The sequence below is a fragment of the Streptomyces phaeofaciens genome, from assembly GCF_014648915.1.
GTDB lineage: Bacteria > Actinomycetota > Actinomycetes > Streptomycetales > Streptomycetaceae > Streptomyces > Streptomyces phaeofaciens.
The window spans coordinates 142,768-162,559 of sequence record NZ_BMSA01000003.1 but is presented as its reverse complement, the minus strand read 5'-3'; the positions used below and the strand labels follow the sequence as shown (position 1 = coordinate 162,559).

Here is a 19,792-nt window from a genome sequence, read left to right as displayed (position 1 = left end):
ACCAGGGAGTTGTCCGATGCTCTTCCGTGGCCGCTCACTGAGCCGCCGCATGCCCAGACAGACAGTCGTCGCGACAGTGATCGGGCTTTCACTCGCACTGTCCGCTTCTTCGGTCCAGGCATTGGCTCTCGACGACGGCGCCCGGGGCTGGAGCAGCCCCGGCGTCCAGGACGAGGATCCCGTCAAGGGGTCCAACGCGAAGGCGAAGCCCCGCCCCACCGATCCGGCACGCAAGGCCGCGGTCAAGGGGCTCCACAAGGCGGTGTGGCCCCATCAGGGCGGCGCTGAACTGACCGTGGGCGCGGCCGACGAGACCGAGGCCGGCGGGCTGCCGGTCAAGGTCGGCAAGGCCAAGGCGCAAGCGAAGAGCAAGGCGGCGACGACCGCGGACAAGGTCCGGGTCGACGTTCTCGACCCTGAGCGCGCCGCGCAACTAGGCGCAGGCGTTCTCCTCGGCGTCGAGCGCGCCGACGGCGCCGACCAGGCCGCCAAGGTGCGGCTGACCGTGGACTACTCCGAGTTCGCCGAGGGATTCGGCGGCTCCTATGCCTCGCGTCTCCAGCTGGTCCAGCTGCCGGCGTGCGCCGTCGTCGCCGTACCTGGCAGCAAGGACTGCCCCGCGCAGCCCAAGACGCTGCCCACGGTCAACGACGTGCGGGCCGGTACCGTCTCCGCCGACGTGACCGCGGCCCCGTCCCCCGCCGACGGTGTCTCCACCATGGCCGCCGACGCGACCTCGCTGGTCGCGGTGGCCGCGGGCCCTTCCGGCGCGCAGGGCACCTACAAGGCGACGCCACTGGCCCCCTCGGCCAGCTGGAGCGTCGCCCCCTCCTCCGGCGGGTTCAGCTGGAACTACCCGCTGCGTTCCGTCCCCACCCCTGGCGGCTTGGTCCCCACTGTGGGCCTGGGCTACTCCTCCCAATCGGCGGACGGGCGCACGGCCACCACCAACAACCAGGGATCCTGGATCGGTGAGGGTTTCTCCTACGACCCCGGATACATCGAGCGCCGCTACAAGCCCTGCTCCGACGACGGCCATGAGAGCTCTGGCGAGCAATGCTGGGCGTTCGACAACGCCACGATCATGCTCGACGGCAGGTCGGGCGAACTGGTCAAGGATGACACGACCGGCGAGTGGCACACCTCGTCCGACGACGGCACCAAGGTCGAGAAGCTCACCGGCGCCACGAACGGCGACGAGGGCGACACGGCCGACAAGGGCGAGCACTGGAAGGTCACGACCCCTGAAGGCACCGAGTACTACTTCGGTCTGAACCGCCTTCCGGGCTGGGCCACCGGAAACGAGGAGACCAACTCCGTCTGGACGGCTCCGATCTTCGGCGACGACGACAAGGAGCCCTGCTACAACGCCACCTTCACCAGCGCCCACTGCAAGCAGGCGTGGCGCTGGAGCCTGGACTACGTCAAGGACACCCACGGCAATGTGATGTCGTACTTCTACGAGCGCGAGACCAACTACTACGCGCTCAACGCGAAGACGGACGTCAACGGAACCGCGTACGACCGTGGCGGCTACCTCGAGCGCATCGACTACGGCCAGCGGGACGGCCAGGTCTACGCCGCCAAGGCGCCGGCCCGGATCGTCTTCAACACAGCCGAACGCTGCCTGCCCACCGCCGACTTCGACTGTGCGGAGACCAAGCGCACGAAGGCGAATGCCTCCCGCTGGCCCGACGTCCCGGTTGACCAGGAGTGCAAGTCCGGCACCAAGTGCACCTCGTCCGTCCAGACCTTCTGGACCACCAAGCGGCTGACGTCGATCGTCACGCAGATGCGCAAGGACGCCACGGACCACTCGGACGTGGATGCCTGGACCTTCACGCACCTGTTCACCGACAACGGCGACGACTCCAAGACACTGTGGCTGTCGAAGATCGAACACGAGGGTCGGGTCGGCACCGCCGTGAAGCTGCCCGCTGTGGATCTCCTGGGTACGCAACTGGCCAACCGCGTCGACGCGGTCGGCGACAACATCGCACCCTTCCACCGCTTCCGTCTGACGACGGTCATCAGCGAGACCGGCGCCCAGCTCGACGTCAACTATGCCCCCACCGACTGCACCAAGGCCGACCTGCCCAAGCCGGGCGAGTCGACCAAACGCTGTTACCCGGTGAAGTGGGCCCCACCGGGCTACGTCGACCCGATCACGGACTGGTTCCACAAGTACGTCGTGGCCGCGGTCATCGAGACCGACCGCACCGGCGGAAACGCCCAGATGGTGACCCGCTACACCTACCAGGGCGATGCCGCCTGGCGTAAGGCCAAGCCGGACGGCATCACCGACATGAAGTATCTGACCTGGGGCGGCTGGCAGGGGTACGGCAAGGTCAAGGTCACCAGCGGCAGTGCCGACCGGCAGACCACCCGAGTCGACTACACCTACCTGCAGGGCATGGACGGGGACCAGGACGCGGCCGGAGACGCCCGTTCCGTGAAGGTCAGGGACTCCACCGGCGCCGAGTACACCGACCACGAGGAGTTCACCGGTCACCAGCTGGAGGCGGCGACCTACGACGGCGACGAGCTGATTTCCAAGACGATCGACATCCCCTGGAAGCACCACACCGCCACGCGAACGACGACCTGGGGAATCACCCGCGCCTCGATCGTCCGCACCCAGACCAGCCGGGACTTCAACCGGAAGTCCGACGGAACGTGGACCGAGACGAAGTCGACCACGATGTACGACACGGCGACCGGTACAGGCCGGGTGCTGCAGGTCGACGATCTGGGAGACGTGTCCGTCGCCAAGGACGACACCTGCACCCGTACCACGTATGCGGACAATGCCGCGAAGAACATCCTCTCGCTGCCCGCACGCAGTGAGTCGGTCTCGGTCAAGTGCTCGACCGACCCGGACCGCAAGTCGCAGGTTCTCGCCGACGAGCGCACCTCCTACGACAAGGGCACGTTCGGCGCGGCCCCCACGAAGGGGGATGCCACCAAGACCGAGCGGCTGGTCTCGCACGACGGGACCACGGCGACGTACCAGGTCACCGGTGCAACGACCTACGACGCCTACGGCCGTCCGGAGTCCCAGCAGGACGCCAAGCAATACGCGGCAGGCCCAGCGGCGGACGGTACGCCGGACGAAACGAGAACCGTCTACACCGAGACGAACGGTCTGTTGTCGAAGACGACCGTCTTCAACGCTCTGGACCACAAGACCGTCACCGACTATGCCCAGGCCTGGGGCATGTCGAGCGGCCAGACCGACCCCAACGGCAAGCGCACCGACCTCGCCTACGACGGGTTGGGCCGTCTGACCTCCGTATGGCTGGCGGACCGGGCCAAGGCGAAGACGCCGAGCATCAAGTATTCGTACAACGTCCGCAAGGACAAGGTCACCTCCATCACGACGGAGAAACTCGAGAACGACGGCTCCTACGGTGCCGAGTACCAGCTGTACGACAGCATGCTGCGGCCCCGCCAGATCCAGACCGAGGGCGCGGACGGCACCCGCATGGTGGCCGACTCCTTCTACGGTGCGACCGGTAACCTTCGGAAGACCAACTCGACGTACAACGCGGCCGGCGCGGCCGAGGGCGAACTGCTGCTCGTGAGCGACAGCCAGGTCGGCGCACAGAGCCTGATCGAGTACGACGGCCTGGGCCGAACCACCGCTGACATCTTCGCCGTGTCGGGTGCGGAGCAGTGGCGCACCACCACCACGTACGACGGTGAGAAGACCCATGTCGACCCGCCGGTCGGCGCGATACCCGAGACGACGATCGCCGACAGTCAGGGCAACACGGTCGAACTCCGCCACTACCGGGGCTCCTCGCCGGGCGCGGGCGTGCCGTACGAGGCGACGAAGTACACCTACACGACGGCCGGCCTGCTGGAGACGGTCACCGACAGCAAGAGCAACCAGTGGCGGTACGAGTACGACCAGCTGGGCCGCAAGAAGACCTCGATCGATCCCGACGCCGGTACGTCCCGCACGGAGTACGACGAGCTGGACCGCCCGGTCGTCAGCTACGACGGCAATGGGAAGAAGACCTCCACGGTCTACGACAGGCTCGGCCGTGTCGAGTCGACCTGGCAGGGCGACGCCGGCACCGGCACCAGACTGAGCGAGACCAGGTATGACAAGGCGGGCTGGCTGGGGCAGGCCTACGGCTTCCTCAACTACGTCTCGCCGACGGAGTATTTCACCTCGGCCATTCAGTCGATGGACGCGTTCTACCGCCCGCTGCAGACCGCTTACGTGGTCCCTGCTTCCCAGGACTCGCTCGCCGGTACGTACATCTTCACCACCACGTACAACCAGGACGGGACGGTCCGTACCACCGGCCTGCCCGCCATCGGCGACCTGCCGGCGGAGAACGTGACGTACACATACGACGCGCTACAGCGCCCGATGACCATGACGGGCAGCACCTCGTACGTCACCAGAACGGCCTACACGGAAAAGAGCCAGCTCAAGGAACTGGAACTGTCCTCGGGCAGCGGCAAGAAGGTCGGGCAGACCTTTTTCCACGAGAAGGGCACCGACCGACTGACCCGCTCGGTGACCGGCGTAGTCGGCTCGACGGGCCCCGCCCGTGACGCCGCCTACTCCTACGACCAGTCGGGAAACGTCTTGTCCGTCACGGACACGGCGAACACTTCGGCTCTGGACGTGCAGTGTTTCGCCTACGACACTCGGCAGCGGCTCGAGGATGCTTGGACCCCGGCGGCGACGACGGCGACTGCGGCAGGCTCCGGCACCCGCGGCTCCACGGTCCCGGTGGAGGGCACCGGGCCGGCGGCGTGTGACCCTGCCGCCGGTGCGAGCTCACTCGGCGGTCCGGCTCCGTACTGGAAGTCGTACGAGACCGACGCCATCGGCAACCGTGTCTCCGAGGTCAACCACGACACCGGGCTCGACGCGGCGAAGGACATCACGCGCGACTACGAATACGGCGGCGCGGGCGCGCTGGGCGACGGTCCGCACCAGGTCACCAAGGTGGTGGAGCAGACCCCGACCGGGAACAGGCAGTCGACGTACGAGTACGACGACGCGGGCAACACCACCAAGCGCGTGATCGGCGGCAACACTCAGTCCCTGCTCTGGAACGACGCCGGAAAGCTCAGCGAGGTCACCGAGGCGAACGGCTCCAAGACCAGCTACCTGTATGACGCGTCCGGCAGCCGACTGGTGCGCAAGGATCCCTCCGGCACGACCGTCTATCTGCCGGGCACCGAGCTGAAGCTGTCGGCCGACGGCACCAAGAAGGAAGCCACCCGCTACTACGACTACGCCGGCCAGACCGTCGCGGTCCGTACTGCCACGAAGCTCTCCTTCATCGCCTCAGACCACCACGGCACGGGCGAGCTGGCGATCGACGCCGCGACCGGCGCGATATCCCAGCGTCGCTTCGACCCGTACGGCGTCGAGCGCGGCGAGAAGCTCGGTCCCTGGCCGGGAGAGAGGGGCTACGTCGGCGGCACGATCGACGCGTCGACCGGCCTGACCCACCTGGGGGCGCGGGAGTACGACCCGGCGATCGGCAAGTTCATCTCGGTCGACCCGATCATCGACTACACCAGACCCAGCCAGATCAACGGCTACGCGTACGCCGACAACTCCCCGGTGACCCTGTCCGACCCGTCGGGTCTGGAGAGCTGCTACGGGCATAGGTACTGCTCGGGCTACGGGGGCACCTACACCGACACCGGCATCGACGAGGTCGACGACGCGGCCGCCGATGTCACCGAAGCCTCGTCGAACGTGGCGTCGGCTCAGGCACAGCAGTCCACTGCCAAGCAGCGAGTGACTTCCGCGGGCAAGGCGCTGGTCGCGATCGCCCGGGACATCCTCGGCGTGGACGCGGCCCTGGACTGCGTCTCCAGCGGCGACGTCGGCGCCTGCGGAGAGACCCTGCTCAACATCGCCGGCAGCTTCGCGGGCGGCCTGGCCGGCAAGATCCTCGCGAAGTACGGGGCACCGTGGGACTGGGCCAAGGGCGCCAGGCTCGTGAAACGGGTGGTCGGCCTGGTCGACGACCTGGTCGGCGGCGTACGGAGCCTCTTCAAGGCGAACAAGGCGCTGGGCAAGGCCAAGGGGGCGCTGGCCAAGGCCACGGAGAAGCTGGCGCAGGCAAGAAAGAAGGCTGCGGCTGCCCTGAAGAAGAAGGGCAACGATTCATGTCCGGTGCCCCACAGCTTCCTGCCTGGCACCAAAGTTCTGCTCGCGAGTGGCAAAACCAAGCCGATCGAGAAGGTCCAGCTCGGTGACAAGATCACCGCGACTGACCCTGCAACAGGGAAGACGACGCTGCGCGTGGTCGTCGGCACGATCGTCACCGAGGACGACAAGCACTTTGTCGACCTGACGATCAAGAGCAAGTCCGGCAAGGCCGAGGCCTTGGTCTCCACGACGACCCACCCGTTCTGGGTGGACTCGGAGAAGGCGTGGATCGAGGCCGGCGACCTTGAGCCGGGCATGCGGCTCCACACCTCGGACGGCGGCTCGGTAACCCTCACGGCTATCCGCTCTTTCGACGAGCGTCAGCGCACGCACGACCTGACTGTCAGCGACGTGCACACGTACTATGTGCAGGCGGGGAACATACCGGTCCTGGTTCACAACTGTGGTGACACCCCACCCGGCGTTGAGTGCAACTGTGCTCCAGGAACGGGCACTGGCCCTGCTGATGCGCCTATCCGACACGCGGGCCCCTGGACCCGAGGGGATATCGGCGGCGGTGCGCACGGTGTCCGGCCGAAGCACCTTGGTGACAAGATTGAGATCCATCACGCCGATCAGATGCCTGGAAGTCCGACTCATGAGTTGGATCAGGTGGTGCATCGAGGACCGGGAACCGACCTCCATCGAAACCCGTGGAATCAGGGAGTCACATCGCAGATGCGCTCCGAGGACACTCAACTGCACTGGTGGTACCGATCACAAGAGCAGGGTTGGGGACACTATGGTCCCGACCTTTGGTTCGACAACTGGCCTGACCCGTAAGAATTGGGAGCGCTTGTGGAGTTCGAAGAGTTTGAAATCCGCCTATCCGCGGTTCGCGCAGAACGTGCAGGGAGAACCCTTCCGGAAGGATTTCAGCTCTTCGACTCTTGGGCGGCTTCCGACGTCGATCTGATGCGAGTGGAACAGGAGCTTCAAGTTCGACTTCCAGGAAAGTATAAGGAATTTATGCGACGCCACGGGGCGGGACAGTTCCTTTTCCTTGACTTGCTGCCGGTCGTTTCGGTCGATGAGGACGGAGATGACTTGCTGAGTGTCAACCGAGCGGAATTCCCTTCGGGGGGATTTGTTGCTGTTGCACCTGTCGGTACAGGTGACTGGTGGGGTTTTTCGGTGGTCGATGGGGTTTGCCTTGAGAGGGTCGATTTCGTGGATCACGAAGACGGTCACATCGAGTTCTTGTATGCCGATTTCCTGGAGTTCCTAGATTGTAAAGGGCTTCGCGCGAACTGATGTGAGGGCCCATCGGTAACTACGGCGACACAACGAGCCGAGTTGCCGGTGGGTGATGAGACAGCAGGCGAGTTTGAGGATCACTTCGTTGATGTCGTCTGGCCGCTCTCATCGGAGGCGCGGTCGTCGGAAGCCGTGCAGCCGCGTCTGTCAACCGTTTCGGAGCGTGGTGGACGTGATGCATGCGGATACGAGATTGCTGAGCTGTTTCAGTCCGGTGGTGAGGATGGTCTGCGGTTCGTCGCTCTCGCGGAGAAGGATCCCCCCGGCGGGAGTCGCGGCGAGGTAGACGCAGGCGGAGGCTTCCTGGCTGTATGTGGACTTCTGCGAGTGCAGTTCGGGCATGGGGTCCTTCAAAGGTCTTGGGTGAGTTGGGCGATGAAGTCGCGGGACTTGGCCGCAGGAAGGGCTGCTTGGGTTGTACGGTCCAAAATCAGGCGGTAGCGCTCCAACTGGGGAGGTGCATGCCCCATGACCCACGGGCCGCACGCATCGCCCGTGTCACGCTTCGCGCCGTTCTCGCCGGGCACGGCATCCCTCAACTCCAGGACACCGCCGAACTGCTGGCCACCGAACTGGTCACCAACGCCTACCGGCACTCCACCGGCCCCGCGACCCTCCGGCTTCGCGGGCTCGGGCGCAGTCGGCTGCGGGTGGGCGTCTGGGATGCCAACCCGCACATCCCGCCTCCCTTCGACAAGCGGTCCGGGTCCCTTCGGCCCGTCCTGGCGGGCGTGGCGGCCGAAGGGGGACGCGGGCTGTTCCTCGTGTGTCATTACGCGGAGGCGTGGGGCGGGTACCCCCTCGGGCGTGACGGGAAGCTGCTCTGGTGCGAGGTCCGGGCGTGAGCGTCGCCGAGGGGCGGGCGGCTGTCACACCCCGGCGCTATCGTGGTGCCAGCGACACGCTCTGTAATCAGTGGAGGATCGTGGTGACCGTCATGACCGAGCGTCCCCGGGCCATAGACGCCCCGCCGAGCGGATCCTTCGAGGAGATGCTCCGGATCGTCGAGGAGATGGACACACCTGCCGGCTACACGGCCGAGCTCATCCGGGGGAAGATCGTCGTGTCGCCGTGGTCGAAGCTGCGTTACCTGCGTCCCATGCGAAGGCTGCGTGCGCAGGTGGAGGCGCATGCACCGGACGGGCATGTCACGGAGACCTCGCCCTTCCTCTTCGTCTTCCCGTCCAGGGAGCGTGGCTACGGGCCCGACCTCTTCGTCGCCGACGAAACCGCCTTCGACGCCGCCGGCCGCCACGCCGACGCCTCCGCCCTCTCCCTCGTTGCCGAGCTGACCTCCGACTCCACCAAGGACGTCGACTGGCTCGACAAGATGGCGACGTATGGGCGGATCGTCCCCGTGTATCTGCTGCTCGACATGCGGATCGGGGAGGTCAATGTGATGTGGGATCCCTCTCCGAAGGGGTACCGGTCCCGGACCAACGTTCCCTTCGGGCGGCCTGTACGCATCCCCGCGCCGTTCGACTTCGAGCTGGACACGTCCGGGTTCGCCATCGAGGGGGAGGGCGTGGACCCCGAGGTCGAGCAGAGGTGAGGCGGGGTGGGGTGACGGCCCGGTTTGACCCCCTCGGCGCCCGCCCGTAGTCTTGACCGTCGGCGTGTTTCCTAGGCGCGCCACATCCCCGTAAACCTCTTCCTCCTGGATGCCGGTTCCCGGTGACCGGGAGAGGTTGCCCGTGTTCGTTCCCGGGTGACTGGACTGCGGGGGTGCCGTTCCCGAGCGAGAGAGTGAGATCCGCTTGTACGCCATCGTGCGCAGCGGTGGCCGCCAGCACAAGGTTGCTGTCGGCGACATCGTTGAGGTTGACAAGATTTCCACTGCCAAGGTTGGCGACACGGTCGAGCTCTCGACCCTGCTCGTTGTCGACGGCGACGCTGTGACCAGCGACCCGTGGGTGCTGGCCGGCATCAAGGTCCAGGCCGAGGTCGTGGACCACCACAAGGGTGTGAAGATCGACATCCTTCGCTACAAGAACAAGACCGGCTACCGCCGTCGTCAGGGCCACCGCCAGCAGTACACGGCGATCAAGGTCACTGAGATCCCCGCGGCTGCGAAGTAAGGGTAGGGACTGAGACATGGCACACAAGAAGGGCGCATCGTCCACTCGGAACGGTCGCGACTCCAATGCCCAGCGGCTCGGCGTGAAGCGCTTCGGCGGTCAGGTCGTCAACGCGGGTGAGATCCTGGTCCGCCAGCGTGGCACCCACTTCCACCCGGGCGCCGGTGTCGGCCGCGGTGGCGACGACACGCTGTTCGCCCTCCAGGCCGGTTCGGTGCAGTTCGGCACCCACCGTGGCCGTAAGGTCGTGAACATCGTTCCGGTCGCCTGATCGGAAGCTTTCGCGAGGCGGACCTCACTTCCCCTGTGGGAAGGCGGGTCCGCCTTTCGCGTGTTAGGCAGTAAGACACATCCGTACGTTTTCGCAGTGCTGGAGGCACCTACCATGACCACCTTCGTGGACCGCGTCGAACTGCATGTCGCCGCGGGTAACGGAGGTCACGGCTGTGCCTCCGTCCACCGTGAGAAGTTCAAGCCGCTCGGCGGCCCCGACGGGGGCAACGGCGGGCACGGCGGTGACGTGATCCTGGTCGTCGACCAGTCGGTCACCACGCTCATCGACTACCACCACAAGCCCCACCGCAGCGCCACCAACGGCAAGCCCGGCGAGGGCGGCAACCGCTCCGGCAAGGACGGCCAGGACCTGATCCTGCCGGTCCCGGACGGCACCGTGATCCAGGACAAGGCCGGCAACGTGCTGGCGGACCTGGTCGGCCACGGCACCTCGTACATCGCCGCCCAGGGCGGCCGCGGCGGCCTCGGCAACGCGGCACTGTCCTCGGCCCGCCGCAAGGCGCCCGGCTTCGCGCTGCTCGGCGTGCCCGGTGACCTCCAGGACATCGTCCTGGAGCTGAAGACGGTCGCGGACGTGGCCCTCGTCGGCTACCCGAGCGCGGGCAAGTCCTCGCTGATCTCCGTGCTGTCCGCCGCCAAGCCGAAGATCGCGGACTACCCGTTCACGACCCTCGTCCCGAACCTGGGCGTGGTCACCGCCGGGTCGAGCGTCTACACCATCGCCGATGTCCCCGGTCTCATCCCGGGCGCCAGCCAGGGCAAGGGCCTCGGTCTGGAGTTCCTGCGCCACGTCGAGCGGTGCAGCGTCCTGGTGCACGTGCTGGACACGGCGACCCTGGAGTCCGAGCGCGACCCGCTCTCCGACCTCGACATCATCGAGGAGGAGCTCAAGCAGTACGGCGGCCTCGACAACCGTCCCCGCATCGTCGTCCTGAACAAGATCGACGTACCGGACGGCAAGGACCTCGCCGAGATGGTCCGGCCGGACCTGGAGGCGCGGGGCTACCGGGTCTTCGAGGTGTCCGCGGTGGCGCACCTGGGTCTCAAGGAACTGTCCTTCGCCCTCGCCGAGATGGTGGGCGCGGCGCGCGCGGCCAAGCCGAAGGAGGAGGCGACCCGGATCGTCATCCGGCCCAAGGCCGTGGACGAGGCCGGCTTCACCGTCACGCTGGAGGAGGACGGCCTGTTCCGCGTCCGCGGCGAGAAGCCCGAACGCTGGGTGCGCCAGACCGACTTCAACAACGACGAGGCCGTCGGCTACCTCGCCGACCGGCTCAACCGCCTCGGTGTGGAAGAGGCGTTGATGAAGGCGGGCGCCCGCTCGGGTGACGGCGTCGCCATCGGTCCCGAGGACAACGCGGTCGTCTTCGACTGGGAGCCGACCGTGATGGCCGGTGCCGAGATGCTCGGCCGCCGTGGCGAGGACCACCGCTTCGACGCCCCGCGTCCCGCGACCCAGCGACGCCGCGACAAGCAGGCCGAACGGGACGAGGCGGCCCAGGAGTTCGAGGGCTTCGAGCCCTTCTAGAGCGCCCCTCCAGAGCCTCCGACGTACCCAGGACCCGTTGCGGAACCCCCGCAACGGGTCCTCCTTTGTCCTTCGACTTGTCATGCATGCGAGGCATTCCGTTCAGTGCCCTGACTGGCTGCCCATGCCACCTTTCTTGCGTCCAAGAGGTCAGCGACGCAAGGGAGTTCACCGATGGCCGCCGGAGCGAACCGTGCCGCGTCACCGGACCGCCGCCGTCTGCTCACCACCGGCGCCGCCGTGCTCGGCGCCGCCGCCTCCGCCCAGCTGTGGCTGCCCGCCACCGCCCGTGCCGCCGGGACCAGGCTGCCCGACGGCGTGTTCACGCTCGGTGTCGCCTCCGGGGACCCGCTGCCCGACGGGGTCGTGCTGTGGACGCGGCTCGCCCCCGACCCGCTCCACGGCGGCGGGATGCCCGCCCAGGTCGTGTCGGTGGAGTGGGAGATCTCGACCGATCCGCGGTTCGGCGGCGGAGTCCTCAGGGGTGTCGCCCAGGCCCGGCCCGAGTACGGGCACAGCGTTCACGTGGATGTACGAGGGCTGCGCCCCGGCCGCGTCTACTGGTACCGCTTCCGGACCGGCGGCCAGATCTCGCCCGTCGGCCGCACCCGCACCGCTCCCCGCCCCCTCGGCTTCGGGCCCTCGCTGCGGCTCGCGCTCGCCTCCTGCCAGAACTGGCAGAACGGCCACTTCACCCCCTACGCCGACATGTACGCGCAGGACCCGGACGTCGTCGTCTTCGTCGGTGACTACATCTACGAGTCGGTGCCCTCCGCGACGGCCGTGCGCCGGCACGAGGGCGGCGGGGAGCCGTACACCCTCACGCAGTACCGCAACCGGTACGCCCAGTACCGCACCGACCCCGACCTCCAGCGGATGCACGCCCACGCGCCCTGGGTGGTGACCTTCGACGACCACGAGGTGGACAACGACTTCGCCGGGGAGATCCCGCAGGACCCCGACAAGCAGACGCACGCCGCCTTCGTGGCCCGGCTCACCGCGGCCTACCAGGCGTACTACGAGCACATGCCGGTACGGGCGACGGCGATCCCGAACGGGCCGCACATCCGGATGTACCGCACCCTGCGCTTCGGGCAGCTGGCCACGCTGAACGTGCTGGACACCCGCCAGTACCGAAGCGATCAGGCGGTCGGCCAGGAGGGTGCGAAGGACCCCGCGCTCACCATGCTCGGCGCCGCGCAGAAGCGGTGGCTGCTCGACTCGCTGCGCGGCTCCGGCACCCGCTGGAACCTGATCGCCTCCCAGATCATGATGGCCGAGACCGATCTGCTGCCCGGGCGGGGCAAGCTCTGGTACTACGACGCCTGGGACGGCTACCAGGCCGAACGAGGCGCGCTCCTCGGGGAGTTCGCCTCCGTCCGCAACCCCGTCGTGCTCAGCGGCGACCGGCACCTGACGATGATCAGCGATCTGAAGCGGGACTTCGCCGACCCCTCCTCCGCCACGGTCGGCGCCGAGTTCGTCGGCACGTCGATCTCCAGCGGCGGCGACCGGGACCAGGCCGCCTTCCACGCCCAGTGGGACCCGCTGAAGGCCGACAACCCGCACTGGAAGCTGATCGACGCCCACTGCGGCTACCACCTGTTCGACCTCCGCAACGACGCCGTCGACGCCCAGGTGCGGGTCGTGAACACCGTCCTCAAGCCGACGGCGACCGCCCGCACGCTGGCGAAGCTGCGCGTCACGGACGGCAGGCCGGGGGTGCGGGTGCTGTGATCCGGATGGCGTGAACCGTGTGAATCCGGTGTGAACGGAGCCTGGGACTCATCCCTGTCCCAGGCTCTTCTCAGCGCCTCCTCAGGTACACCTCTTACCGTCCCTTGACCATGGAGACGGACTGTACGAGAGACGACGCCCCGGTGAACGCCCCCGCGGAGGTCACTCCGCTGCCCGCCGGCACCCGCCTGTTGCACATCGGCCCGCACAAGACCGGCACGACCTCGATCCAGGGCGCTCTGTTCGGAGCCAGGGAGAAGCTGCCGGCGTACGGTGTCGAGTTCCCGGCGACGAGCCGGCACCCCATGCAGGCCGTGCTGGCCGCCTGCTCCCGCGCGGGGATGATCGGTGACACCACGCCCACCGAGCGGCACTGGCGGCAGCTGGTGGACCAGGTGGCGGCCACCGGCGGGAAGACCTCCGTGATCAGCAGCGAGTTCTTCGCCGACGCCCCGGACGACTCCGTCGTCGAGCGGGTCGTGGAGCAGCTCGGCGGGGAGCGGGTGCACGTCCTGGTCACCCTGCGCCCGCTGGCCAGGATCATGCCCTCGCAGTGGCAGCAGTACGTCCAGAACGGGCTGCGCATGGGCTACGAGGACTGGCTGGAGCACATGCTCCGCAAGGCGCCCTACGAGAAGCCCAACCCGAGTTTCTGGCGGCGCCACCGGCACGACCGGCTCGTGGAGCGCTGGGTGCGGGTGGTGGGCGCGGACCGGGTCACCGTCGTCGTGGTCGACGACCGGGACCGGGAGGGGCTGATGCGCACCTTCGAGGCGCTGCTGGGGCTTCCGGCCCATCTCCTGGAGTCCGTTCCGGACACCGCGAATCGCTCGCTGACCCTGGCCGAGACCGAAATGCTGCGGAATCTTAATAGGGAATTCCGGGGCAATGATCTGCCCGACGAGCTTTATTCGAAACTTATCCGCAACGGCGCGGTCATGCATATGAAGAACGCGTGCCGCCCGACGTCACGGGACGTGAAGATCTCCACCCCCGGGTGGGCGGTCGAGGCGGCCGCCGGGATCGGCGCCGACATGGCCGAGCGCATCGCCGCCATGGGGGTACGGGTCCTCGGTGATCCGGCACTGCTGTCCGCCGCCCCGAAGCCGGCCGCCTCCGCGGGCCCCGCGGAGGCGGTCATCGCGCCAGAGGTGGCCGCTCAGGCGCTGTACGGGGCGCTCGCGGCGGCGGCCGCCACCACGGACCGGGCCTCCGCGCGCGGGGTGCACCAGACGTCGTCCGGGGAACTGGTGCGAGTTCTCGGGCGCCGCTGCCTCAAACGGCTGCGCCGCCGCTGAAACTCCCTCACCGTCACTCTCAGGTATCACTCGCTCGCTGTGGAGTTACTCACAGGATTTCCGGCGGGGGCACGCCACGGTCTCCGACTCGTCTTACCAATCACCAGCGGTGCAAGGTGAATGGCGGGTGGCGCGCACATATGCGGCGAAGGGCGCTCACCTTGCATCGCGGTAACCGTAAGTGGGACCATTTCCCCGTTCCCCGTCGCCCCAAGGTAGGTCTTCTGGTGTCCCAGCACATAGCCAAGCCCCGTACGACCGCAGTGATCCTGGCCGGCGGTACCGGTCAGCGTGTGGGTCTGTCGATCCCCAAGCAGCTGCTGAAGATCGCAGGCAAGGCCGTCATCGAGCACACCCTGACCACCTTCGAGAAGGCCGACTCGATCGACGACGTCATCGTGCTGATGGCCCAGGGCTATGTGCCCGACATCGAGAAGATTGTCGCCAAGGCCGGATTCAAGAAGGTCTCCAGGATCATCGAGGGCGGCAGCACGCGGAACGAGACGACCGAGCGCGCCATCGCCGCCCTGGGCGAGGGCCTGGCCGACGGCGAGGACGTCAACGTCCTCTTCCACGATGCCGTACGTCCCCTGCTCTCGCAGCGCGTCATCGACGACTGCGTGGCCGCGCTGGAGCGCTACCAGGCCGTCGACGTCGCCATCCCGTCCGCCGACACCATCATCGTCACCCGCACCCACGGCGAGGACGGCGAGTTCATCACCGAGATCCCGGACCGTTCCCGGCTGCGCCGCGGGCAGACCCCGCAGGCGTTCAAGCTGTCGACGATCCGCCGGGCCTACGAGGTCGCGGCCGGCGACCCCAACTTCCAGGCCACCGACGACTGCTCGGTCGTCCTGCGGTACCTGCCGGACGTGCCGATCCACGTCGTGGCGGGCGACGAGTACAACATGAAGGTCACCCAGCCGGTCGACGTCTTCATCGCCGACAAGCTGTTCCAGCTGGCCTCCTCCGCCACGCCCGAGCAGATGAGCGAGGAGGTCTACCGCGAACTGCTGAGCGGCAAGACCGTCGTCGTCTTCGGCGGCTCCTACGGCATCGGCAAGGACATCTCCGAGCTCGCGGAGTCCTACGGCGCCACCGTCTACGCCCTGGGCCGCTCCACCACGGGCACGCACGTGGAGAACCCGGAGGAGGTCGACGACGCGCTGTCCAAGGCGTACAGCGAGACCGGGCGCATCGACTACGTCGTCAACACCGCCGGCGTGCTGCGCATCGGCAAGCTGGCCGAGACCGACAACGCGACCATCGAGGAAGCGCTGAAGGTCAACTACCTCGCGCCGGTGCAGATCGCCCGTTCGGCCTACAAGTACCTCGCCGAGACAAAGGGGCAGTTGCTGCTGTACACGTCCAGCAGCTACACCCGCGGCCGCGCCGAGTACAGCCTCTATTCCTCCACCAAGGCGGCCATGGTGAACCTCACCCAGGCCCTGTCCGACGAGTGGGCCGGCGACGGCATCCGGGTCAACTGCGTCAACCCGGAGCGCACGGCGACACCCATGCGGACCAAGGCCTTCGGACAGGAACCGGCGGGCAGCCTGCTCTCCTCCGAGGCCGTCGCCCGGACCTCGCTCGACGTGCTGCTCTCCGAGCTCACCGGGCATGTCATCGACGTCCGCCAGCAGGACCCGACGGCCGCCGCGGGCAAGGCGTCCGGCTTCGAGCAGGCACTGGCCTCGGTGCTCGACCGTCAGGACGGCATGGCATAATCAACCGCAAATAGCCATTGAAATTCAGGCCTCTGTGGCTCCTTGTTTACGGAGAATTCACAGGGGCCTGAAGCCGTAAAGCTCCCGAAACCTACACAAAGGATTTTCCGGACTTTTGGCTTCTATGACCGGCACCCCTCCCAGAGCAGGTTTCTCCGTGATATCCACCGCTATTCGCGTGGCCCGGGTGGGCAGCGCGGCCGAGCTGGCCGCGGCGGTTCTCATGATGCTGGGCTACCCCTGCCTCATGCTGGCCGCGCTCGTCCCGAGCACCCCCGCCTTCGCCGCCGCGGCCGCCGTGACGTACCTGGCGGACCTCTACCTCCACCGCAAGGGCACCTACCTCCTCAACCTGCTGAACAGGCTGAGGGTCGGTCTGCCCACCCGGTTCCTGGTCCGCGAACTGCTGCTGATCCTGCTGCTGGCGAGACTCGGCCTCTCGGACGAGCCGGTCTTCTACACGGCGATCGCCGGCTTCGCGGTCTTCTTCGGCCTCCAGGCCCCGCACGGCGCGCTCGTCACGCTCATCGGCAAGCGCCGCCAGATGCCGGTCGTCACCCGGAACGTCGACCTGGTCTCCCGGCTCACCGTCCCGGACGCCCCGCCGCGCCGGCTGATGACCCGGGCCTCCCTGAAGATGCTCCACCTGGACCTCGCCGCGGTGGCGGGCCTGCTCGTCTACGCGCTCACCGACTCCGCGCCGGCGGGCTTCGCGGGCGTCGCCGTCACCGTCGTCCTGGGCACGCTGTACGTCGTCGCGCTGGTGCCGCACCTGCGCGCCCGCCGGCTGCCGCCCAAGCCCGACAAGGTGCTGGCCGTCGTCAGCACCTGGCTGCGCGAGTACCGGCCGGAGACCGTGCTCTACTTCTCCGGCTCCAAGGACTCCGCCTACCAGGTCAACATGTGGCTGGAGACGATGGAGCAGCTGGACTCCCGGCCGCTGATCGTCCTGCGGGAGCGGGCCGTCCTGGAGCGGATGGCCCCCACCACGGTCCCCGTCATCTGCGTGCCCGGGGGGGTGCACCTGATGAACATGGACCTGTCCATGGTGCGGGTCACGCTGTACGCCGCGAACGTCGGCAAGAACATCCACATGCTGCGCGTCCCCACCATGAAGCACGTCTTCATCGGCCACGGCGACAGCGACAAGCTCGCCAGCGTCAACCCGTTCAGCAAGGCCTACGACGAGGTGTGGACCGCCGGCCGGGCCGGCCGCGACCGCTACGCCATCGCCGACGTCGGCATCCGTGACGAGGACATCGTGGAGGTCGGCCGCCCCCAGCTCGCGCCGATCGAGACCTGGAAGGGCGCGCCCGAGGACCGCATCCCGACCGTCCTCTACGCGCCCACCTGGGAGGGCTGGGACGACAACCCGGGCAACACCTCGATCCTGCTGGCCGGCGAGAACATCGTGAAGAAGCTGGTCGCGGCCGAGCCCCCGGTGCGGGTGCTCTACAAGCCGCACCCCTTCACCGGCACCCGCAGCGCCAAGGCGGCCGCCGCGCACCGCCGGATCACCGCCCTGATCAAGCAGGCCGCCCAGCAGCGCGCCGCCGACTCCCGCTTCACGGCCGACCCGGCAGGGCAGACGAAGGCCAAGGCGGAGCTGACCCGCCTGGCGGCCCGCCTCGCGGAGCTGTCGCTGTCCTTCGACGAGAAGGCCGACGAGGCGGTGACCAGCCGCGACGGCATCGTCGACATGCGCAAGCACGAGGAGGCCGCCCGGCTGCGCGCCGAGTGGAACGCCGCGTACTGGCGGACCTTCCCCTCCTTCGAGCACCGGGTGATCACGGGCGCCGAACCGCGCCTGTACGACTGCTTCAACGCCTCCGAGGGCATGGTCTCCGACATCTCCAGCGTGGTCTCCGACTTCATCGCCAGCGGCAAGCCGTACGCCGTCACGGACTCGGCGGAGCTGGGCGCGGAGGAGTTCCGGCGGCAGAACACCGCGGTGCGTGCCGCGGTGATCCTCGACAACGGCGCCGAGGGCCTGGACCAGCTGCTCGGCGCGGTGCGCGACCGGGGCTCGGACGCGCTGGCCGGGGACCGCAAGGAACTGAAGGAGTACCTGCTCGGACCCGACGAGCCGACCTCCCTCGAACAGTTCGACGCCGCGATCGCCGACCTCGCGCTCAAGGCCGAGGCCCGCAACGTCGGGCAGGAGTCCCGGGCCGCCGCGGCGGACGGCGCGGCCACGGACGGCGCGGCTCTGACCAAGGGTGTTACAACCGGTTGACGTTCGTATTTCCAGGAACTCGGCCCCCGGAGTCTTTCTCCGGGGGCCGAGTTTTTTTCGCAAACTGTGACCTGGAACACGTGCCAGGAGGTGGGCAACCTGTTCAACCCTTGAACCGTCTACCGGGTATCAAGAATCTTCCATAGGGGGAAACGTTGCGTGCTGAGGGGGAGAAATGACCCTTGCGCAGCCTGACGTCACGGTCATCATCGGGGCGTACGAAGCGATGCCGTATCTCGTGGAGTGCCTGGCGTCCGTCGAAGCGCAGACGCTGGACCCGACGCGCATCGAGGTCATAGCCGTCGACGACGGCTCCCAGGACGGCACGGGGGACTACCTCGAGGAGTTCGCCGCCCGCGCGTCCATGGCGGTCACCGTGATCCGCCAGGAGAACTCCGGCGGACCCAGCGGCCCGCGCAACGTCGGCCTCGGCAAGGCCACCGGACGCTACGTGTTCTTCCTCGACGCCGACGACCGGCTCGGCACACAGGCCCTGGAGCGGATGGTCGCCATGGGCGACCGCAACAGCACCGACGTCGTCCTCGGCAAGGTGGAGGGCGTCAACCGCAACGCGCCCAAGTCGATGTGGGGCAAGAACCGTGACCGTACGGACGTCTTCACCTCCAACATCAAGTTCACGCTGAGCGCGCAGAAGTTGTTCCGCCGGGAGTTCCTGGAGCGGCACGGCATGCGGTTCGACGAGTCGCTGTGGACCGGCGAGGACGCGCTGTTCACCATGGAGGCCTATCTGCGGGCCGACGGCGTGTCCATCGTCGCCGACCACACCTGCTACTACCTGGTGGGCCGCGACGACGGCAAGCACGTGACGAAGAGCGGCAGTTACACCCTGCGCTTCGACTCCGCGCGCGCCCTGATGGGGCTGCTGGAGCGGATGCTGCCGCCCGGCCCCAAGCGGGACGTGCTCATGGTCCGCCCCTTCCTCGTCACCCTGCTGCCGCAGTTCGGGCCGGTCCTACTGCGTCAGGACGAGACGATCCGGCGCACCAAGTTCGAACTGGCCAAGCCCCTGATGGACGCCTACTGGAACGAGGGCGTGGCCCAGCGGCTCAAGGTCCACGAGCGGCTGCGGCTGGAACTGGTGGCCATGCAGCGCCCCGACCTCCTCCTGGACGTCATCCAGTTCATCAAGGACAAGAAGGAGCCCGCTCCCGTCCTGAAGAAGGGCGCCACCAAGCTCTACCTGGCCTACCCGCACTACCGCTCCCGCAAGGCCGGCGTCCCCGACCGCGTCTACCTCGCCGAACCCCGCGAGGCCAAGGCGTACCCGGGCTGGCGCGAGGTCCCGGCGGAGACCTTCCTGCGCGCCGCCAACCGCAAGGTGCGGCGCAGACTGCGCAGGCTGAAGAAGAAGTTCACGGGGCCGCGGGGGACCGCGGCGGCCTAGCCGGCGGCCGGACGCCGGCGACGGCTCGACAGTACG

13 protein-coding genes are annotated in these 19,792 nt (G+C 67.8%); 12 read left to right on the top strand and 1 reads right to left on the bottom strand.

Features of this window, described 5'->3' with window-relative positions; all coding sequences use genetic code 11:
• Positions 1–49 precede the first annotated feature (49 nt).
• Positions 50–6,979: a polymorphic toxin-type HINT domain-containing protein gene (locus IE275_RS07700; protein WP_189709042.1), complete on the top strand. Its 6,930-nt coding sequence runs from the start codon at positions 50–52 to the stop codon at positions 6,977–6,979.
• A 15-nt stretch (positions 6,980–6,994) separates the two neighbouring features.
• On the top strand, positions 6,995–7,450 hold the full coding sequence (locus IE275_RS07695) for an SMI1/KNR4 family protein (RefSeq protein ID WP_189709040.1): 456 nt from the start codon (positions 6,995–6,997) through the stop codon (positions 7,448–7,450).
• Between the two features lie 150 nt (positions 7,451–7,600).
• Here IE275_RS07695 and IE275_RS07690 read toward each other — a convergent pair whose 3' ends face one another.
• Positions 7,601–7,795: a DUF397 domain-containing protein gene (locus IE275_RS07690; RefSeq protein ID WP_189709038.1), complete on the bottom strand. Its 195-nt coding sequence runs from the start codon at positions 7,793–7,795 to the stop codon at positions 7,601–7,603.
• A gap of 119 nt (positions 7,796–7,914) precedes the next feature.
• Between IE275_RS07690 and IE275_RS07685 the strand changes: the two genes are divergently transcribed.
• From IE275_RS07685 to IE275_RS07640, 10 genes are all read left to right on the top strand, one after another.
• Positions 7,915–8,298 carry an ATP-binding protein gene (locus tag IE275_RS07685; protein WP_189709036.1) on the top strand — a complete coding sequence of 128 codons (384 nt, stop codon included), beginning with the start codon at positions 7,915–7,917 and terminating at the stop codon, positions 8,296–8,298.
• Positions 8,299–8,390: 92 nt separating this feature from the next.
• Entirely contained in the window at positions 8,391–9,005 is a 615-nt protein-coding gene (locus IE275_RS07680; protein WP_229870150.1) for a Uma2 family endonuclease, read from the top strand.
• Positions 9,006–9,210: 205 nt separating this feature from the next.
• Positions 9,211–9,531 carry a 50S ribosomal protein L21 gene (rplU, locus tag IE275_RS07675; RefSeq protein ID WP_007381993.1) on the top strand — a complete coding sequence of 107 codons (321 nt, stop codon included), beginning with the start codon at positions 9,211–9,213 and terminating at the stop codon, positions 9,529–9,531.
• A gap of 16 nt (positions 9,532–9,547) precedes the next feature.
• Positions 9,548–9,802, top strand: coding sequence for a 50S ribosomal protein L27 (gene rpmA / locus IE275_RS07670; RefSeq protein ID WP_010041940.1), 255 nt, complete (start codon positions 9,548–9,550; stop codon positions 9,800–9,802).
• 114 nt (positions 9,803–9,916) lie between these two features.
• Positions 9,917–11,353: a GTPase ObgE gene (gene obgE, locus IE275_RS07665; RefSeq protein WP_189709836.1), complete on the top strand. Its 1,437-nt coding sequence runs from the start codon at positions 9,917–9,919 to the stop codon at positions 11,351–11,353.
• A 174-nt stretch (positions 11,354–11,527) separates the two neighbouring features.
• A complete protein-coding gene (locus IE275_RS07660) occupies positions 11,528–13,090 on the top strand; it encodes an alkaline phosphatase D family protein (RefSeq protein WP_189709034.1) in 1,563 nt (520 codons plus the stop codon).
• Positions 13,091–13,200: 110 nt separating this feature from the next.
• Entirely contained in the window at positions 13,201–14,388 is a 1,188-nt protein-coding gene (locus IE275_RS07655) for a hypothetical protein (protein ID WP_189709032.1), read from the top strand.
• Between the two features lie 227 nt (positions 14,389–14,615).
• Positions 14,616–16,115, top strand: a complete 1,500-nt coding sequence (locus IE275_RS07650) for a bifunctional cytidylyltransferase/SDR family oxidoreductase (RefSeq protein WP_189709030.1) — start codon at positions 14,616–14,618, stop codon at positions 16,113–16,115.
• A 157-nt stretch (positions 16,116–16,272) separates the two neighbouring features.
• Complete coding sequence (locus tag IE275_RS07645; RefSeq protein ID WP_189709028.1) at positions 16,273–18,351, top strand: hypothetical protein; 2,079 nt, start codon at positions 16,273–16,275, stop codon at positions 18,349–18,351.
• Between the two features lie 175 nt (positions 18,352–18,526).
• Positions 18,527–19,756, top strand: coding sequence for a glycosyltransferase family 2 protein (locus tag IE275_RS07640; protein WP_189709026.1), 1,230 nt, complete (start codon positions 18,527–18,529; stop codon positions 19,754–19,756).
• Positions 19,757–19,792 lie beyond the last annotated feature (36 nt).

Excerpts from the sequence above, each read along its gene's own strand:
- obgE (WP_189709836.1), top strand. The coding sequence starts at position 9,917 with ATGACCACCTTCGTGGACCGCGTCGAACTGCATGTCGCCGCGGGTAAC.
- IE275_RS07685 (WP_189709036.1), top strand. The coding sequence starts at position 7,915 with ATGCCCCATGACCCACGGGCCGCACGCATCGCCCGTGTCACGCTTCGC.
- IE275_RS07640 (WP_189709026.1), top strand. The coding sequence starts at position 18,527 with ATGACCCTTGCGCAGCCTGACGTCACGGTCATCATCGGGGCGTACGAA.
- IE275_RS07660 (WP_189709034.1), top strand. The coding sequence starts at position 11,528 with ATGGCCGCCGGAGCGAACCGTGCCGCGTCACCGGACCGCCGCCGTCTG.
- IE275_RS07655 (WP_189709032.1), top strand. The coding sequence starts at position 13,201 with ATGGAGACGGACTGTACGAGAGACGACGCCCCGGTGAACGCCCCCGCG.
- rpmA (WP_010041940.1), top strand. The coding sequence starts at position 9,548 with ATGGCACACAAGAAGGGCGCATCGTCCACTCGGAACGGTCGCGACTCC.
- IE275_RS07690 (WP_189709038.1), bottom strand. The coding sequence starts at position 7,795 with ATGCCCGAACTGCACTCGCAGAAGTCCACATACAGCCAGGAAGCCTCC.
- IE275_RS07700 (WP_189709042.1), top strand. The coding sequence starts at position 50 with ATGCCCAGACAGACAGTCGTCGCGACAGTGATCGGGCTTTCACTCGCA.
- IE275_RS07680 (WP_229870150.1), top strand. The coding sequence starts at position 8,391 with ATGACCGAGCGTCCCCGGGCCATAGACGCCCCGCCGAGCGGATCCTTC.